Origin of the sequence: Frankia torreyi (assembly GCF_000948395.1) — a bacterium.
Taxonomy (GTDB): domain Bacteria; phylum Actinomycetota; class Actinomycetes; order Frankiales; family Frankiaceae; genus Frankia; species Frankia torreyi.
This window is the reverse complement of record NZ_JYFN01000095.1, coordinates 1-16,711: the sequence shown is the minus strand read 5'-3', so window position 1 is coordinate 16,711 and position 16,711 is coordinate 1. Positions and strand designations below refer to the sequence as shown.

Sequence of the window (16,711 nt, the reverse complement as noted above, 5' to 3'; positions counted from 1 at the left end):
TCCCCGCCAAGAAGCCGATCGACAAGCACCTCGCAGGACCGCCGCCCACCGTGGTCACAGTCCTGATCCGAACCTAAAGTTCCTGGTATTGGGCGCGCGGGTCTGCCCGCAGCCGCGCGGATTGATGTCCGGGCGGAATCCCCACGTCGCGGGATCGCACTGGCCTGAAGGCGCCATCCGCACCATCGCCAATACTTGCGCATATCGGACGTAAGCGGATAGACCAAGGCCCGTCAGGGGTGGGGATGACCGATGGGAGACCTTGAGAATGCCTTCGTGGCACGGGCGCGCCGACCACCGACCGCCTCCCCGGCAATTCCGCCCGTCCGTCGCGCTGTTGTCGACGGCGCTGGTGTTGGGCCTCCTTTTCTGCGCCGTGGCCATCGCCCTCGATCGCGGGCATGAGCCGTCGTCCACGGGTCTGGTTCCCGTGGCGGCGGAGGTGGGGCCCGGCGCCCCGGCGGCACCGTCCCCCGCGCTCCCGCCCTCGGCGGCCGCCGCCCAGACTGCCCGGCCGCCGGGCGGATCGCTGATCCCCACCGCGGCGCCCGTGGCGCCGACGAGTACCGCGCCGACGAATCAGGTCACGATCCGGACCACGGACGGCACGACCCTGACCGCGATCACCGGGGTGCCGTCCGGAGGCGGCGCGCATCCCCTCGTCGTGATCCCCGCGGCCTGGGGATTCCAGGACACCAGCATGCAGACCCAGGTCGATCTGCTGGTGCAACGCGGTTATGCCGCCGTCGCCTACACGACCCGCGGCTTCTACGGCTCCGGCGGCACCGTGGACGTCGCCGGTCCGCTGGACGTCTCGGACGTCTCGGACGTGATCACGTGGGCGAGCAAGCACGTCGCCGTCGTCGGGAACCGGATCGGCGTCGCCGGCCTGTCCTACGGCGGCGGCATCGCCCTGCTGGCCGCGGCCGCCGACACCCGCATCCGGGCGGTCGCCTCGCTGAGCGGCTGGGTGGACTTCGGGATGTCCCTCTACGACGCGAACACCCGACACAAGGCGGCACTCGACCTGATGACGTCGCTGCAGGAGAAATCCGGTCGCAGCAGTGCGGAGTTCCGCGGGATCGTCGACGACTACCGGGCTTTCCGCAACATGCCCCGGGTGTTGTCCTGGGCGAGGACGCGTGGCGCCACGGCCTACCTCGACCGGTTCAACGCCCGCCGGCCGGCAGTTTTCATGTCGACCTCCTACAGCGACGGTTATTTCCCGCCGGCCTCCCAGTTGGCCTTTTTCGACCGGCTGACCGGACCCAAGACGATCCGGCTGAGTCCCGGTGATCACGCCACGAACGAGATTGGCGGCCTGTTCGGTATTCCCAACGAGACCTGGACGGCGGCCTGGGCCTGGTTCGACCGTTTCCTGATCCCCACGTCGGCCGCCGCGCGGGGACCGGCTCCCGCACCGGTCCGGCTGCTCACCGACGGCGGTGCCGTCGAGACCTACCAGACCGTGGCCGGCATCACCGGCGATCACACGACCCTGCGGCTCGGCCCCGCCGTGCTCGGCACGGGACAGCTCTCGGCTTCCGCCCCGACCGGGGACTGGTCGACGACGTTCAGTGCGGACGCGGACACCACGGCGAACGCCGGCACGATCCTGGTGACCAAGTTCCTGGAGGGGATCACCCATCGGCCTGACGGGCTGGACCTCGGCACGGTCGACCGCAAGCACGGGGCGGTGTGGCAGGCGGCGCCGACCTTCGCGTCGCAGCAGGTCCGCGGCGCGCCGGAACTGCGCCTGACCGTCACCCCCAATTCGGACGCCGGAACCCTGGTCGGCTACCTGTACGACACCGACGCCCAGGGCCGCTCGACGCTGATCGCCAAGGCGGTCGACAGCTATCAGGAGGCCACCCCAAACGTCGCGCTGCCCGTGCGGCTCACCTTCGACCCGGTCGCGCACGACCTGGCGTTCGGCCACCGGCTCTCCCTGGTCGTCGACACCCGGGACGCGCTGTTCTACGACATGAACCGCGCGGACGGGACCGCCACGATCAGCTCGCCCGCCGGCAGCCCCTCCGAACTGGTGGTGCCGCTCGCCTGACGCCGCGGCGCCGGACGACGGCAGCGGGACCGGCGGCCGGCGGCCCGGCTCCGCCGCCGGCCGCCTCACGCGGATCGGAGGGGAGACCACGCCTTCGCCTCGCGGCGGCTGCGCAGCCGGACGAGCCGCCGGCCGGCCGGATCACCGGCCGCGAAGCGGCTGCCGTAGCTGGTGCGGTACTCGCCATGCTTGCGCCAGGACCAGCGGAGGGGATGGCTGGCCCGGTGCAGCGAGCGCCAGCGCTCCCGGTTGCCGTTCCACAGCGGCGTGCGCAGCACCAGCCGGCCGGCCGTGCGCCGGATGACCTGCCACTCCACGAGCCACCGCGGCAGATCCAGCCAGACGATCGTGTCCGCCCGCGCCCACACGAGCTCCCGGACCGCCGAGTAGTTCCCGTCGACGACCCAGTCGGGCGCCGCCGTCGCCGTCTCCACGTCGGCGGCGAAGGTCGGCCGCACGGTCCAGCCGGGACCGTGACGCAGGGCGTCGAGCTCGATGTGCGGGATGCCGAGCGTGGCGGCCACGCGCCGAGCGAACGTCGACTTACCGGAGCCAGACGCGCCGAGGACGAGGATTCTGGGCACCGAACTGATCATAGGCGGCCGCGTCCATGGGCGCCGAGCGCCGTCCGGCCAGGCGCGCGGGCCAGGGGTCCGGACATGATCCGAGCTGTCCGAGGGGCTGGGACGGTGGCGGTCGCCGCTGGCCAGGCATGACCCGGCGAAGGGTGCTGTGCGATCTGGCAGTGTCGCTGGCACTGGGTGGGGTCTGCCCCGCCGGACGTTGCGTTGCTGCGCGCGGAGCCGGTGGTGTTCGGGCTGGTGGCCTCGGACCCGACGGTGTCATGGACGGTCGACCGGCTGGCCGGCACGCCCCCGACCACCGGGTATCGGCCGAGGGCCCGCTGGTCGTGGATCTGGACGCGACGTTGGTCACCGCCCATTCCGAGAAAGAGGATGCGGCGCCGATGCTCAAGCGGGGATTCGGGTTCCATCACCTGTAGGCATTCATCGACCACGGCCAAGCTGGCACCGGGGAACCGGTGACGGTGCTACTGCGCCCGGCACCTGGGACGTGGACCGGGCGCCCACCCCGCGCGACAGCTGGCCACCCAGCCACGGGCACACCAGGACCGAGTGAAAAAACTCAACATCAACAAGGGTGGGGCGACAGCCCACAATTACAGCCTCGTCGAAGTTGGGCGGGGTTGAGGTATCCGCGGGCTCGGCGGGTGGTTGCGCAGCGTGTTCGTAGCCGCTGGTTTTCGGGGTTGCAGTAGCCGTGGGCGTTGCAGGCGTCGAGCTGGACGACCCGGTTGTGGCCTTCGCTGGCGGCGTTGGTGATCCGGGTGAGCAGAGCGCCTTGATGCAGGGCCACCAGGTGCTGGTTGTGGTGGCGAGACGTGCGAGCTCGGGTCGGGGTCGCTGTCGCGTCCACGCCGGCCCCGTAGCACGGTGGTGACGCGGCGGCGGACCTCGGCGAGGGCGTCGCCTGCGAGCTTCACGANGCGGAAACGGTCGACGATCAAGGTGGCGTGGGGCAGGTAGCGGCGGACCGCGGAGGCGAACACGGTGCACATGTCGATTGCGACGCAGGTGATCCGGTCACGCTAGGCGGCGGGCTGGCCGGCCAGTAGGCGACGTCGTTGGGTGCGGCCCTCGACCTGGCCGCACATTCCCTGCCCGGCGGCGAGGTCGGTGAACCCGATATGCCACCGGTTGGCGGGCATGCGGGCCTTCGCCGGCTCGGGTGGCGCGGGCGCGGGCGCGGCGGGTTCGCTCCCCGCGGGTTCGGGAGGCGTCACCGTCTCAGGTACAGGGTTCCGTGGGTCGCCACCGCGCCTTGGCCCCGGCGGGTATCGTCGATCCCGAGCATCTCGACCCGCCGCACCGCCAGACCCTCAAGGTCCGCAAGCAACGTCGCGGCACCCGTGTGATCGTTCAAGCCCTTAACCTCGTGGTCACTTGATTGCGTGAGAACAACCAAGATCGCCCGGGGTGTGGGCCTTTTCATGCCACGGCCTGCCGGCATCCCACGCCGGGCATACAAGGACACAGCAAGCCAACATCACGCACGGTCACCCATCGGACGAAGGCCCCACGGCCCACCCCGGTTAACTTCGAAGGCCCCAATTACCCTCGACCGAGGCGTGAAAGATCCGGGCTAGGTGGCGTTGCTTCCAAGCGGACGGTGCCCCTGCCTCGGCATCGAGACCCCTTGCACATCTGTCCGGAACACGCGATACTTCCGGCACGTACGCATCAGTCATCTGCGTTAAAGCATGCGGGGGAATTTGACGATGAGCACACAGAGCAACTGGCGGGTCTGCAAAAAATGCAGCACACATTGCTTTTTCTGATGGCTTTCCCGGCAACGGTCGGGCAGCCTCGGTGAGCACCGAAGTGAACCTTTGGACCCCGCCCGCCCATCGCGCGCCTCGATGCACACGTCCTCCTCTCCATGGTTCTTGCCCTGGACGAGGACTACTGGCCTTTAAAGTGTGATGCCGGTTGATGGATCATGATGATGGCTCTGCGGTCGATCCGGTGGCGACGAAGTATTCCTTGGGTAGATCGGGACGGTGTCGGACCGGCCTGCGGACGGCTGCCGGTCGGCTCGCAACCCCGCCCTCGGCCCGAACCCAGCCGACGATCAAGGTTTTTCGTGGAACCGGGACCGAGCGGGATCCGCTCCAGTCCGACCCGGTGAATTAAAGATCTGTAGCCAAAATCTGGCGCCCTCAAAACGACGCGCATCGCCTGGGCAGTCACAAGATCGGAGTATCTGGGATGGCGGTCACGACAGTTCTCGCTCTAGAGAATACCGCGGCACCTAAACCTGGTTCGGTATAGCCGCCGGTAGAAATCCGAGAGCATCCTAAAAGATTGGAGAAGCGGACGATGAATCGCCTTTCCGTGGGTCGGCGCACACCGCGGCCCCTTAGGAGCGGTGGCCTGCGAACGGCTCGCGGAAAGATTATAGCCCAGATAAATCCGGAACGTGGAACGCCATACTCGGCTCGATACCACCTTGACCTGAAACGGCATCCAGGAGAAGCGGGTGTCGTTGACCGTGGACGGCCGGAGCGGCGATGGTCTGCGGTGCACCCGGCGGTTTTCGCCTACGGACTACTAGCCCTCTTGCTTGCGCTCTGTGGAGCATGCGGAAACGGCGGCTCCTCGGTTCAGGGCAAGAACGGCTCGGACTCGACGGTCGCCCCGCCCGGGGAACCGGGATCCTCCACACCGTCGATTTTCCCCACGGCGCTGGGGCCGCTCACGCCCGGGGGAGCTCGTCCCGGTTTAGATCCGTCCAGAACCGGATCGGGTGGGACCGGGCAAGGTGGGACCGGATCGGGTGGGACCGGGCAAGGTGGGACCGGATCAGGCGGAAGCGTACCGGTCGCGCAGCGCATCACGTTTCCGCAGGTAGCGAAGCAGGCGTGGCGGGAAGGGGCGCGGGTGCCGATGCACGCGACCGCGTCCTCGGGGCTACAGGTCCACTACCGGCTGGTGGATGTGGGCGCGGTACGGGTATCGTGCACAGCGATCGAGGGGTCGTCGGTGATCGTTAAAAGCCCGGGATCGTGCACTGTCGAGGCGAGCCAGCAGGGCGACAGCCACTATCTCGCGGCTACACCCGTGCGGATGACTTTCGAGATCGACAACATGATCTCCGACTACAGCTGGGACATGCCCACCTCCGCGGCGCTGTCCGAGGCCCCGATACCCGTTACCCTGCGGCGGGAGACCGGCTCAAGCCTCTGGAGTCTGCGCGTCGAGGGCCCATGCGCGCTGCGCGCGCCGAACGGCGCGGACTACACCTCAGTCTACTACAACGGGGAAGCTCCCTACTACGGCGGAGGGGGGAGCTTCAACGACGCAGCTCACGCGACCGGCGATGCGAACGGCCTGAAAGGAAGGATAACGTTGGCCGCTGCCGGGACCTGCACGGTATATTTCAGCGTCAACGACAACGGCAACCAGAACAGCATCACCGAGCGCTCACGCAAAATCAACATCCGGGCGGGGTGATCGGCCCGGATGGTTCCGTCCACGGCTCCCTCGCTCGAGGAAAATGCGCCGATCTATGACGTATTCTTCTCCTATAGCCATGCCAACCAGCGGATCGTCCGGGACATCAGAGATAGGTTGATGGTCGCCGGAATACGAGTCTGGATGGACGAGGCTCAGAACGCCCCCGGTGACCCCTGGCAGGTCAACATCATCGATGGACTCACCGCATCCCGCACGCTCGCAGTGTTTGTCAGTAGCGACGAGAGCCCTCGCTACTGGGTGCGGAACGAGGTCGCCTACGCCCACAACCGAGCCTCATCCGATCCGACCTTCAGATTCTTCGCGGTCCTGCTTGAGGGGTATCCGGAGGGTGCCGGCCCGGAAAGACTTCCATTACTCCTCGGGAATCATCTCTGGGTCGATATGCGCGGGGGCGTGACGAGCGGGTTCGACGACCTTCTGAACGCAATTCGGGGCAGAAGCCGCCACGTCCCGGAGCCAGTCCGCTGTCCGTACCGGGGTCTGCGTACCTTTGAACGGAGTCATGCCGGCGATTTCTTTGGCCGTGACTTCGAGGTCAGCCGAGTCCTCGAAGAGATGCGGGTGAACAGGTTCACCGCCGTGCTGGGTGCATCCGGCAGCGGAAAGTCCTCGCTCGTCGAGGCCGGGGTCCTGCCGGCGCTGGCAGCGTCCATTGTTTCCGATGTCCGGGCCTGGCGTGCCGAGGTGCTCCGACCGGGCCTGGATCCTCTGACTGAACTGGCGGCCACGATCGCGGCGCGGTCGAACGGGAGCGCCATGGATATCCGGAAGGCCCTGGCAGGCAATCCCGAGGCTCTGATCCCACACAGCCGAGCATTGGCCCTTGCGGAGGCACCCGACGCTGGGATGGTGTGGGTCGTCGACCAGTTTGAGGAGGTCTTCCGATCGCCGAACGCGGATGAGCGCCGCCAGTTCGCCGATCTACTGCTCCGCGCCGCCGATGCGCCCGACGGAAGGGTGTGGGTGCTGTTGGTCATGCGGGTGGACTTCGTGCACCGCGCCTGGGAGCACGCGGACCTTGCCCGTCGGATCGCTGAGCGATCGGTGATCGTCGGACCGATGGCGGACGACGACGTTCGTGCGGCGATTGTTGAACCTGCGCGCCGGGTCGGTCTCGGTCTCGATCCCAACCTTGTCGCCGCAATCCTCGATGACATACGGGGCCTCGCCACGCCGCTGCCCCTGATGGAGCACGCGCTCGCCGAGCTCTGGCGCCGGCGTCCCGCCGGTCCGCTGGACATCACTGGATACATTGAAATCAAAGGCGTACGCGGCGCGTTGAGCCAGCACGCCGACCAGGCACTGGAACGCCTCCCCCTGCCGCGGCGCGCGATTGCTCGCCGGGTGTTGACCGCACTCACCTGGGCGAACGACGCGGCGGAGGACACTCGCCGCCGAGGGGTACTTGACGACCTCGTGACCGGGCACGACAGCGTCGACGAGGTACGCCTCGTCGTCCATGCACTACTGGCCGAGAACCTGCTGACAACCGGATATGACCAAGCTCGCCAGGACGAGACCATCGAGCTTGCACACGAGGTTCTGATCAGTAGCTGGGCGACGCTGCGTGGTTGGCTGTCGGCCGACCGCGACCTGCGTCGTCAGCGCCAACGCCTGGCCGCGGCGGCCACTCAATGGGTCGCCAGCGGTTGGGACGCCTCCGAGCTGTTGACGGGCAAGCGACTTAACGACGTCCTTACGTGGGCCGAGGACCCGGCAGAGATCACCGCGACGGAACGGGCCTATGTCGACGCGAGCGTTGCCAGCCGCGACGCCCACGCGGCCGACGAGGCCCGTCGAGCCGAAAACCTCCGGCGCCGCAACCGCATCCTGTCGGGCGCACTGGTGCTGTTGACCGTCGTCGTCGCCATGGCAACCTATGCCTACGTCCAGTATCGCCGTACGGCGGCTGCCGAGCGCACGGCGCGGGCGTTGGAACTCGCCGCGTCTGCGAACGAGACTCGTGGGCGGAACCTGGATCTCAGCCTGCTGTTGAGTTTGGAGGCTCGGCGCCGGGCCGAGAACCCTGCGGTGGAGGCCAGCCTGTTGGACGGGGTCGCCCACGCCCCCGGTCCCGTGCGCTACCTGCGGTCTGACGTCGGTGTCGACGGAGCACTCGCCTACTCGCCCGACGGAACCGTGCTCGCTACCGGAGCATCCGATGGCACGGTGCTGCTGTGGGATACCGCCTCGGGCCGGGAGCTCCGCCCCCGCCTCACCGGCCACAGCACCGTGATCAGTACGCTCGGTTTCCGGGGGGACGGCACCGAGGTGGTCTCCGTTGACCAGAGCGGCGAGTTCATCCGATGGGACCGACGAACCGGTCGCGTCCTTGCCAGGTCCGGCGGCGGATTGCATCTGACATCTGCGGCGGTTGCGCGCGACGGCGGCATGCTCGCACTCGGTGGTCGGGACGGAATCCTGCATCTGCAGTCGGCGGTCGACGGCGCGCCGCTCGCGCCCGCCGTTGACGTCGGCGGTGGCCGGGTCTGCGTGCTCGCCGCCGATCCTCTCGGGCGGTTCGTCGTCGCCGGAGATGACAAGGGCCGGCTCACGTTCTGGGACTGGAAGGGCCATCTGTACGCGCCGCCGGTGTCCCTCGGTGACCAGTCGATCCGAGCGCTGAGCATCGCCCCCGACGGCGCCACGATTGCAGCATCGATCGGTGATGACGCGATCCAGCTCTGGGACGTCGAAGCGTGGGCCCAACGCCCGGCACCGCTGTGGTCCCGCAGCGGCGGCCTCAGCGCCCTGACCTACGCGATGGTTCCACCGCGGTCAGCCGGTGAGGCAGATCATCGCGACGCCGTGTTGGGAGCGACCAGCGAGGGCCTCGTCGACGTCTGGGATCCGAGCGAGCCGGGACTCGGCCCGACCGCCGTCGACGGCTTCCGCGGCCCGGTCCAGGCGCTCGCAGCCGCCCCGGACCGGCGGACCGTCGCGGGCCTTGCCTCGGACGGCACCGCGGTTGTCTGGGACATCCGCGGCCAGCCAGCGATCGCGGACGCCCCGGCGGGACACCGGGCCGCGGTTACCGCCACCGCCTACAGCCCCTCCGGCCGGTGGCTGGCGACCGGAGACGCCGGCGGCAACGTCGTGCTGCGAACCGGGGCCGACGCGGTCGCCCGGCTGCTGCTGCCCGACCCGCCAGGCCGGATCGTGTCTCTCTCCTTCTCTACAGACGACGCTCGCCTGGTTGCCGTGGGTGCCGACGCCGCCTTCACGGTCTGGCACTTGCCAGATGGCAGGCCGGTCGCGCGCGGGGGGGTGTTCCGCGGTCCCGTGACCGGCGGCGCAGTGGCCTCCCGCGACATCGTGATAACGACGCCGACGACGGTGGCCGTGTTCGACCTCGAAACCGGCCGGCTGCGACGAACATTCCCTGCCGGCGGCCAAGTGGCCTCGATGGCCGTGACAGCAAGGGGCGACCGGCTCGCGCTCGGCTATGAGGACCACACGATCGGCCTGTGGGATATCGGTTCAGGCCGGTCACTCGGGCGCCTGACGGGCGGCCACGACCTACGGGTTTCTGCGCTGGCGTTCAGCCCGGCCGGGGACACGCTCGCCTCGGGTAGCGACGACAGCGCGGTGTTGCTGTGGGACATCCAACGCCACACGGTCAGGATCCGCCTGCTCGCGCACACCGATCAGGTGCTGAGTCTCGCCTTCCGGGGCGACGGCCAACGCCTCGCCTCTGGCAGCGAGGATCACACGGTCATCCTTTGGAACCTCGACGAGAGCCGGCCGCTCGGCGCGGGACTGCGGTTTTCCCGCGACCCGGGCGCTGGTGAGGTCGTCACATCACTTTCGTTCCGTCCCGACGGCGGTCGTCTGTCGGCGGCGATGTCCGGGTTCCTCGTGGCGTGGAACACCGACGAGCACGACTGGCCCCGCGTCGCATGCGCACTGGCAGCCCGCGACCTCACCGACATGGAACGGCGAGCCTACCGCGTCGCGGATGTCTCCCCGGTGTGCCGGGCGACAAACTGAGGTCGAGGGCACCGGCGACGAAGAACCCATAGAACCGCTGAAGGAAAAGCTGTGCACGGGCGTGGGCTACCCGGCCCGAAACGGGGCGATGTCGGTGATGCGCGAGCGCGGGAAGATCGACGTGTAAAATTCCGTGGCCTGCTCGCCCTGGTCGTTGAACCACAGGAACGGAGTGATGGGGGAATGAGTTGAACCTTTTTCGATGACCGGGTTGATGACGGCGGTGCAGGCCGTCCGCCGACGGTGCGTCCCACACCCGGAACCGTAGCCACCCCCAGCGACAGTTTTCGGTAGGCGGCCTGCGGCGTCCGGAAGGTCGGGACCCGACGGGTCAGCGTGGCCCGCCCGGGTGCGGGTCTGGCAGTGGTGGCGCGTCCAGGCAGCAGTGGCTCCATCGCGGCACCGGGGCAGCCGGGGTGATCGGTTCCGGCAGTGCGGTGGGCCGGGTCGCCGCGTCCGCTGCGGCTGGTCGGGGCGGGTTGCGGATGGTCAGCGCGGCGATCATGCCGCCGAGCGCGCACAGCCCCGCGGCGAGGAGCACCGCGGTGTGGAAGCCGTGGGAGAACTCCGCCGGGCGCAGGTAGGACGCGCCGGTGATGCCGCTGGCGGCCGGCAGGACCGCGACGGCGATCAGGCCGGCCGCGCGGGCCACGTCGTTGTTCACCGCGGAGGCGATGCCGGCGTGCCGCGCGGGCACGGCCGCCAGTGCGGTCGCCGTCAGCGGCGCCACCGTCACGGCCAGGCCCAGGCCGAACACGGCCACGGCGGGCAGGACCTCGGTCAGGTAGCTGCCGGCCGCCTCGACCCGGCTCAGCAGCGCCAGCCCCATCCCGACGAGCACCGGCCCGGCGCTCATCTGCAGCCGCGGACCGATCCGGGTGGCGAGCGCCCCGGACCGGGCGGACAGCAGCAGCATGATGACCGTCACGGGCAGCAGCGCGACGCCGGACTGCAGCGCGCTGTAGCCGCAGACCTGCTGAAGCTGGATCGGCAGCAGGAACAGGGCGCCGCCGAGCGCCGCGTACACGGCGAAGGTCACCAGGTTCGTGGCGGCGAACTGGCGGGCGGCGAACAGCTCCAGCGGCAGCATCGGCGCCGATGTCCGGCGTTCCCGGCCGACGAAGGCGGCCAGCAGCAGCGCGCCGCCGACCAGAGCGACGAGTACGGCCGGCTTGCCCCAGCCCGCCCCCGGACCCTCGATGAGCCCGTAGGTCAACCCGACCAGGCCGAGGGTGACCAGCGCCCCGCCCCCCACGTCGACCCGACCACCGACCTGCGGGTCGCGGGATTCGGGCACGTGCCGCCAGGTCAGCACGATGACCACGGCGGCCACCGGCAGGTTGATCAGGAAGATCAGCCGCCACGACCAGACCTCGACGAGCCAGCCGCCCAGGAACGGACCGACCGCGGTCGCTACTCCGCTGAGCCCCGACCAGGTGCCGATCGCCCGGCTGCGGTCCTGCGGCGCGAAGCTCGCCTCCAGGATCGCCAGGCTGCCCGGCGTCAGCAGGGCCGCCCCCACTCCCTGCAACGCCCGGGAACCGATGAGCACCGGGGCATTCGGCGCCACGGCGGCGCCCATCGACGCGACGACGAACCACACCACGCCGATTGCGAAGACCCGGCGTCGTCCGTAGCGGTCCCCGAGGTCCCCGGCAACCAGCAGCAACCCGGCCAGGGTCAGCGTGTATCCGGTCACCACCCACTGCAACGACGCCAGGCCGGCGTCGAAGTCACGGCCGATCGCCGGCAGCGCGATACCCACCACGGTCGCGTCGATCGAGGCGATCGCCGAGCCGAGCACCGTGGCCGCGAGCACCCAGCGGCCGGCCGGGCTGTCGACCCGCAAGCCGTCCATCCGGCCTCCTCTCGGCCCCCTGCTCCCAGCTCCCGGGCCGGGTCCACGAGCCCGCTGGCGACGTCGGGGTCCCTGCCTACACCACCCCGGCCCGACGGCGAAACTCCGCCGACCTTCCGCGGACGGCGCCACCTTGCCCAGCGGGACGGATCGGACGCCGAGGCTTCCGGAAGGCAGGAGAGTCGTCGGTCGATGCCGGTCGACTCTGCCGTGGGGGTGGACCGGTCCGATCAGGCGGCTTCGGTGATCATGGCTTCGCTGCGCTCCCACAGCTGGCGGGCCAGGTCCGCGTCGTCGGCCTGCTTGTTCGCCGACCCGATCTTCCGCTTGACGTAGTACTGCCCCGACTGCCAGTCCGAACCGGGCTTGGACGTCGCCAACCACACCAGTTGATCGGCGCCCTTGTCCGGACTGATCAGGAACACGTGCTTCAGCGCAGACCCGTAGAACACGCGCATGACCGGCGAGCCGGACCCGCTGGAGAAGCTTGAGGCGACGGCGCCCGGGTGGAAGGCCGCCGTCGAGATCCCCCGCTCGTGGTAGCGGCGGTGCAGTTCCCGGGTGAACAGGATGTTCTCCAGCTTGGCGTCGCCGTAGGCCTTGCTGGCCCGGAACGTGCGCTCGGCGTCGAGATCGTCGATGTCGACCTTGCCCAGGAGCTTGTTTCCGATGCTCGACGTGTTCAGCACGCGGGCCTGGGACTCGACGAGGCGGTCCAGCAACAGCGTGGTGAGCAGGAAGGGGGCCAGATGGTTCACCTGGAAGGTCAGCTCATGGCCGTCCACGGTGAGCTGGCGCTCGCGGGCCATGATGCCGCCGGCGTTGTTGGCCAGCACGTCGATCGTCGGGTAACGCGCCAGCAGCTCGGCGGCGAGGGCGCGGACCTGCGCCAGATCCGCGAAGTCGGCCACGAAGTGGTCGGCGCCCAGTTCGGCGGCGACCGCGGCCGTCTTCTGGGGCGAACGACCCACAACGACCACCGATTCACCCGCCCGCGACAGGCGCCTGGCTGCCGCCGCGCCGATCCCGTCGCTGGCCCCGGTGATCACGATCGTTCGTCCGGTCATCGTTTCCCTGTCCCGTTGGTTGCTCGATGCCCACTGCTAGGCCCGGAAGTGGTCGGGGTCGGCCGCGGCCCAGTCGGCGGCCCAGCCCGCCGGCGGCTCGGCGAGCAGCTCGCCGGGTGCCAGCCAGGTGAAGAGCTCGGCGTAGCTGCGGGTGTCGGTGTGGGTGAGCCGGCGCATCAGCATCCCGGGGTGCAGCTCGTCCGGGTGCGCGCAGCCCAGCGAGGCCATGAGCTGCACGGCGGTGGCGACCGTGGCCTGCTGGTAGCGGCGAACCCGCTCGCCCTTGTCCGCCACGTCGAGGGCGCGGGCGCGCCGCGGATCCTGGGTGGCCACCCCGGTCGGGCAGGTGTTGGTGTGGCAGCGCAGCGCCTGGATGCAGCCGACCGCCATCATCATCGCGCGGGCCGAGTTGGTGTAGTCCGCGCCCTGCGCGAGCCGCTTGACGATGTCCACGCCGGTGGCGACCTTGCCGCTCACCCCGATCCGGATCCGGTCCCGCAGCCCGACGCCGACCAGCGCGTTGTGCACCATGATCAGTCCCTCGGTGAGCGGGGTGCCGACGTTGTCCTCGTATTCCAGCGGCGCGGCACCGGTGCCGCCCTCGGCGCCGTCGACGACGATGAAGTCCGGGGTGACGCCTTCGGCCAGCATGGCCCGGCAGATCGCGAGCAGCTCCCGGCGCGACCCCACGCACAGCTTGAACCCCGTCGGCTTGCCGCCGGCGAGCTCCCGCATCCGCGCGACGAACAGCACCAGCTCCCGCGGGGTGGCGAACACCCGGTGCGCGGGCGGGCTCTCGCAGGTGACCCCGGCGGGCACGCCGCGGGCCGCGGCGATCTCGGCGCTGACCTTCGCCGCCGGCAGGATGCCGCCGAGCCCCGGCTTCGCGCCCTGGCTCAGCTTGAGCTCCACCATCTTCACGGCCGGCAGCGCCGCCTTGTCCTTGAACATCGCCGGGTCGAAGTCACCGTCCCGGGTGCGCGCGCCGAAGTAGCCGCTGCCGATCTCCCAGACGAGATCGGCGCCATGGCGCAGGTGATGGTCGGTCAGCCCGCCCTCGCCGGTGTCGTGGGCGAACCCCCCGGCGGCGGCGCCGCGGTTCATCGCCAGCACCGCGTTGCCGGACAGCGAGCCGAAGCTCATCGCGGAGACGTTGAGCAGCGCGATGTCGTACGGCTGGGTGCAGTCCGGCCCGCCGACGCGCACCCGCGGGGGCGGCGCGTCCGGTGCGACGGGGAGCGGAACCACCGCGTGGGGCAGGAACTCGTAGCCGACGGCGTTGACGTCCCGCTCGGTGCCGAACGCCTGATCGCTGTGGATGCCCTTGGCCCGCTCGTAGATGGTTGTGCGGATTTCCCGATCGAACGGACGGCCGTCGACGTTGCGCTCGACGAAATACTGCTGGATCTCGGGACGGATGCTCTCCAGCAGGAAGCGGAAGTGCCCGGCCACCGGGTAGGTGCGCAGGATCGCGTGCCGGCGCTGGACGACGTCGTGGACCGCGAGCGCCAGCAACGCGGCGAACACCGCGACCGCCACCCACCAGCCCGCCGACCAGAACACCGCGGCGACCACCGCCGCCGCGGTGAGTACGGCCAAGCCCGACAGCATCCCCAGCGGGAACATCGCGCGTCCTCTCCTGCGCCGCCGACGAGCGGCGCCGGAGCCGGCGGAGAGCCACCCCGAGGTTTCGCGCCGTCGCGACGGGTTCGACGCTATACGCCGCGACAGTCAGGACTGCTCGGGTTTGCTCCACGCACCGAGTGGGCTCCGCTACGCCCAGGTCGGACGTCTCGCCCGACTCGACCGGCCGCGGTCCGTGCCCGCGGGGACGGAGGGGAGGCCGCAGGCGTGCGGTCGCGTGGCCGTTGCCGACGTCAGCCGGTGACGAAGCAGAACTCGTTGCCCTCCGGGTCGGCCATGACGACGAAGCCGCCGGTGCCGTCCTCGATCACGTCGCCGAGACGGGTGGCGCCGAGGGCCTCCGCCGCCGCGGCGGCGCCGAGCAGGTCAACGTCCTCGACGTCGAGGTGTAGCCGGTTCTTCGGCGACTGCTTGCCCTCCGGTACCCGCTGGAACGCGATCAGCACCGGGTCGGCGGCCACCGTGGCCCAGTCCGGGTCGCGGACGTGCGCCGGCGCGCCCAGCAGCGCGGACCAGAACTGCGCCAGGGCCGCCGGGTCGGCGCAGTCGAAAACGATCTCGTTGATCCGTCGGCTCACACCCCGCATCGTCCCGCCGGCCTCGACTCTCTGTCGCCAGGGGTCTGTGCACCTCCTCTCGGCCGGCGATTCGGCCGCGCTCAAGATCAAACTACATGTAAGAACTCCGGAGCCCCTGCCGTGACGGCTGACCTAACATCGTCGAATACGAAAACCTCGAAGGATGTTATCGGGAGCGTGAGAAAAAGAATCATGCCGGCGATTCTGGGCTGTTTCTTCCTGGAGTTCCCGCGCATCTCGATCATTCCGTCGACAAACTTGCGGCTCAGGATGCAACCGGTCGGTTCTCGGAAGGTGGCGGCAGGTGTTCTGCTGTCGTGGTCGAGTGTCGCTTCCGCACAGGCTGAGCAGCTCGACGGGCTTCTCGCCGGTGTTGGCGAACGCGTGCGGGACATGGGTGTCGAACTCGGCGACCTCGCCGGCCACGAGTTCGACGTCGTGCTCGCCGAGCAACAGGCGCAGCCGGCCGGACAGCACGTAGAGCCACTCGTATTGCCACTGCGGCAAAGATCCTTGGCAAACTCAGGTTCTCGGCGGACTGTCGCGCACAGGTGAGCGACGGACGGGAGAGAGCCGACATGCACAACGAGACGGACGATGCGGTGGTACCCGGCCACCGGCACGCGTACGACGCCGAGCAGTACTGGGAGACCCGCTACCGCGAAGCCGAGCAGCTCTGGAGCGGCAATCCCAATCCGGTCCTGGTCGACGTCGCCGCGCGGCTCGAACCAGGGACCGCACTCGACCTCGGCTGCGGTGACGGCAGCGACGCCATCTGGCTCGCGGGCCGGGGCTGGCAGGTCACCTCGGCCGACATCTCGGCGACCGCGCTGGCCCGAGCGGCCGACCGGGCCGCGACCGCCGGGGTCGGCGGCGCCGTCGACTGGCAGCGCCACGACCTCACCCGAACCCTGCCCGACGGGCGCTTCGACCTCGTCTCGGCGCAGTTCCTGCACTCTCCCGTCGCTTTCCCACGCGAGACCGTGCTGAGGTCCGCGGCCGAGCACGTCGCCCCCGGCGGGACGCTGCTCGTCGTCGGTCACCTCGAGCTGCCACCGTGGGCCGACCATCATGGTCCAGAACACGACCCCGAGCTGTACCTTCCCACCCCCGAGGAGGTGCTCGCCGACCTCGACCTGCCCGCCGCGCAGTGGCGGACCGAACGGGCTGACGTCGTGGCACGTCAGGTCAGAGGTCCGGAGGGCCAGCCCGGCACGACAACCGACTCCATCGTCGCGCTGGTGCGCGTCGGATAGCCGGCCGCACCCTCCCGGGCTGGCGCGGTACCACGGAACACCGTGAGGCTAGGAACCTGGAACGGCGGTGGCGGTGTTGGAGTAGTCGGCTTCGCCGTTGCCGTTGCTGGCTCGGATGCGGAACTCTTCGGTGTGGCCGTTGACCAGGAGTTTGACGGTGGTGCAGGTGCCTTCGGCGGGGTAGGGCAGGCGGACCCA

Annotated in this window: 13 protein-coding genes and 2 pseudogenes; 5 read left to right on the top strand and 10 right to left on the bottom strand. The window is 69.6% G+C overall.

Annotated features, from left to right (window positions below; translation table 11 throughout):
* Window positions 1-352: 352 nt before the first annotated feature.
* Window positions 353-2,062 (top strand): CocE/NonD family hydrolase, encoded by a 1,710-nt coding sequence (locus FF36_RS29785; RefSeq protein ID WP_236706490.1) that lies wholly within the window; start codon window positions 353-355, stop codon window positions 2,060-2,062.
* 65 nt (window positions 2,063-2,127) lie between these two features.
* Here FF36_RS29785 and FF36_RS29780 read toward each other — a convergent pair whose 3' ends face one another.
* Window positions 2,128-2,658, bottom strand: a complete 531-nt coding sequence (locus FF36_RS29780) for a P-loop NTPase family protein (RefSeq protein WP_044888541.1) — start codon at window positions 2,656-2,658, stop codon at window positions 2,128-2,130.
* 73 nt (window positions 2,659-2,731) lie between these two features.
* On the opposite strand from FF36_RS29780, the pseudogene FF36_RS33640 reads away from it, so the two are divergent.
* Window positions 2,732-3,125, top strand: a pseudogene (locus FF36_RS33640) (transposase); the annotation flags it as partial.
* A gap of 117 nt (window positions 3,126-3,242) precedes the next feature.
* On the opposite strand, the pseudogene FF36_RS41310 reads toward FF36_RS33640, so the two are convergent.
* From FF36_RS41310 to FF36_RS35725, 3 genes and pseudogenes are all read right to left on the bottom strand, one after another.
* Window positions 3,243-3,568, bottom strand: a pseudogene (locus FF36_RS41310) (hypothetical protein); the annotation flags it as partial.
* A 1-nt stretch (window position 3,569) separates the two neighbouring features.
* Window positions 3,570-3,662: transposase (locus FF36_RS41305; protein WP_479686802.1), on the bottom strand; the 93-nt coding region annotated here is incomplete at its 3' end.
* 200 nt (window positions 3,663-3,862) lie between these two features.
* Window positions 3,863-4,006, bottom strand: a complete 144-nt coding sequence (locus tag FF36_RS35725; protein ID WP_157867013.1) for a hypothetical protein — start codon at window positions 4,004-4,006, stop codon at window positions 3,863-3,865.
* Window positions 4,007-5,523: 1,517 nt separating this feature from the next.
* Here FF36_RS35725 and FF36_RS29765 point away from each other — a divergent pair.
* Window positions 5,524-6,096, top strand: coding sequence for a hypothetical protein (locus tag FF36_RS29765; protein ID WP_044888539.1), 573 nt, complete (start codon window positions 5,524-5,526; stop codon window positions 6,094-6,096).
* Between the two features lie 9 nt (window positions 6,097-6,105).
* Window positions 6,106-10,110, top strand: a complete 4,005-nt coding sequence (locus tag FF36_RS29760; protein ID WP_082122347.1) for an nSTAND1 domain-containing NTPase — start codon at window positions 6,106-6,108, stop codon at window positions 10,108-10,110.
* 66 nt (window positions 10,111-10,176) lie between these two features.
* Here the strand turns inward: FF36_RS29760 and FF36_RS39555 are convergent, their stop codons facing one another.
* The 6 genes from FF36_RS39555 to FF36_RS41625 form a co-directional block, all read right to left on the bottom strand.
* Window positions 10,177-10,275 (bottom strand): VOC family protein, encoded by a 99-nt coding sequence (locus tag FF36_RS39555; protein ID WP_236706493.1) that lies wholly within the window; start codon window positions 10,273-10,275, stop codon window positions 10,177-10,179.
* Window positions 10,276-10,441: 166 nt separating this feature from the next.
* Window positions 10,442-11,968 (bottom strand): MFS transporter, encoded by a 1,527-nt coding sequence (locus tag FF36_RS29755; protein WP_044888537.1) that lies wholly within the window; start codon window positions 11,966-11,968, stop codon window positions 10,442-10,444.
* A gap of 230 nt (window positions 11,969-12,198) precedes the next feature.
* Window positions 12,199-13,035 (bottom strand): SDR family NAD(P)-dependent oxidoreductase, encoded by an 837-nt coding sequence (locus tag FF36_RS29750; protein WP_044888536.1) that lies wholly within the window; start codon window positions 13,033-13,035, stop codon window positions 12,199-12,201.
* Between the two features lie 36 nt (window positions 13,036-13,071).
* Window positions 13,072-14,661 carry an FMN-binding glutamate synthase family protein gene (locus tag FF36_RS29745; RefSeq protein ID WP_044888535.1) on the bottom strand — a complete coding sequence of 530 codons (1,590 nt, stop codon included), beginning with the start codon at window positions 14,659-14,661 and terminating at the stop codon, window positions 13,072-13,074.
* 251 nt (window positions 14,662-14,912) lie between these two features.
* Entirely contained in the window at window positions 14,913-15,257 is a 345-nt protein-coding gene (locus FF36_RS29740; RefSeq protein WP_095212408.1) for a VOC family protein, read from the bottom strand.
* A 132-nt stretch (window positions 15,258-15,389) separates the two neighbouring features.
* Window positions 15,390-15,734 carry a cupin domain-containing protein gene (locus tag FF36_RS41625; protein WP_479686801.1) on the bottom strand — a complete coding sequence of 115 codons (345 nt, stop codon included), beginning with the start codon at window positions 15,732-15,734 and terminating at the stop codon, window positions 15,390-15,392.
* A gap of 101 nt (window positions 15,735-15,835) precedes the next feature.
* On the opposite strand from FF36_RS41625, the gene FF36_RS29730 reads away from it, so the two are divergent.
* Complete coding sequence (locus FF36_RS29730) at window positions 15,836-16,513, top strand: class I SAM-dependent methyltransferase (protein WP_044888532.1); 678 nt, start codon at window positions 15,836-15,838, stop codon at window positions 16,511-16,513.
* Window positions 16,514-16,711 lie beyond the last annotated feature (198 nt).

Coding starts and splice junctions, on each gene's coding strand:
- FF36_RS29780 (WP_044888541.1), bottom strand. CDS start 2,658: ATGATCAGTTCGGTGCCCAGAATCCTCGTCCTCGGCGCGTCTGGCTCC.
- FF36_RS29760 (WP_082122347.1), top strand. CDS start 6,106: ATGGTTCCGTCCACGGCTCCCTCGCTCGAGGAAAATGCGCCGATCTAT.
- FF36_RS29755 (WP_044888537.1), bottom strand. CDS start 11,968: ATGGACGGCTTGCGGGTCGACAGCCCGGCCGGCCGCTGGGTGCTCGCG.
- FF36_RS29750 (WP_044888536.1), bottom strand. CDS start 13,035: ATGACCGGACGAACGATCGTGATCACCGGGGCCAGCGACGGGATCGGC.
- FF36_RS29745 (WP_044888535.1), bottom strand. CDS start 14,661: ATGTTCCCGCTGGGGATGCTGTCGGGCTTGGCCGTACTCACCGCGGCG.
- FF36_RS29730 (WP_044888532.1), top strand. CDS start 15,836: ATGCACAACGAGACGGACGATGCGGTGGTACCCGGCCACCGGCACGCG.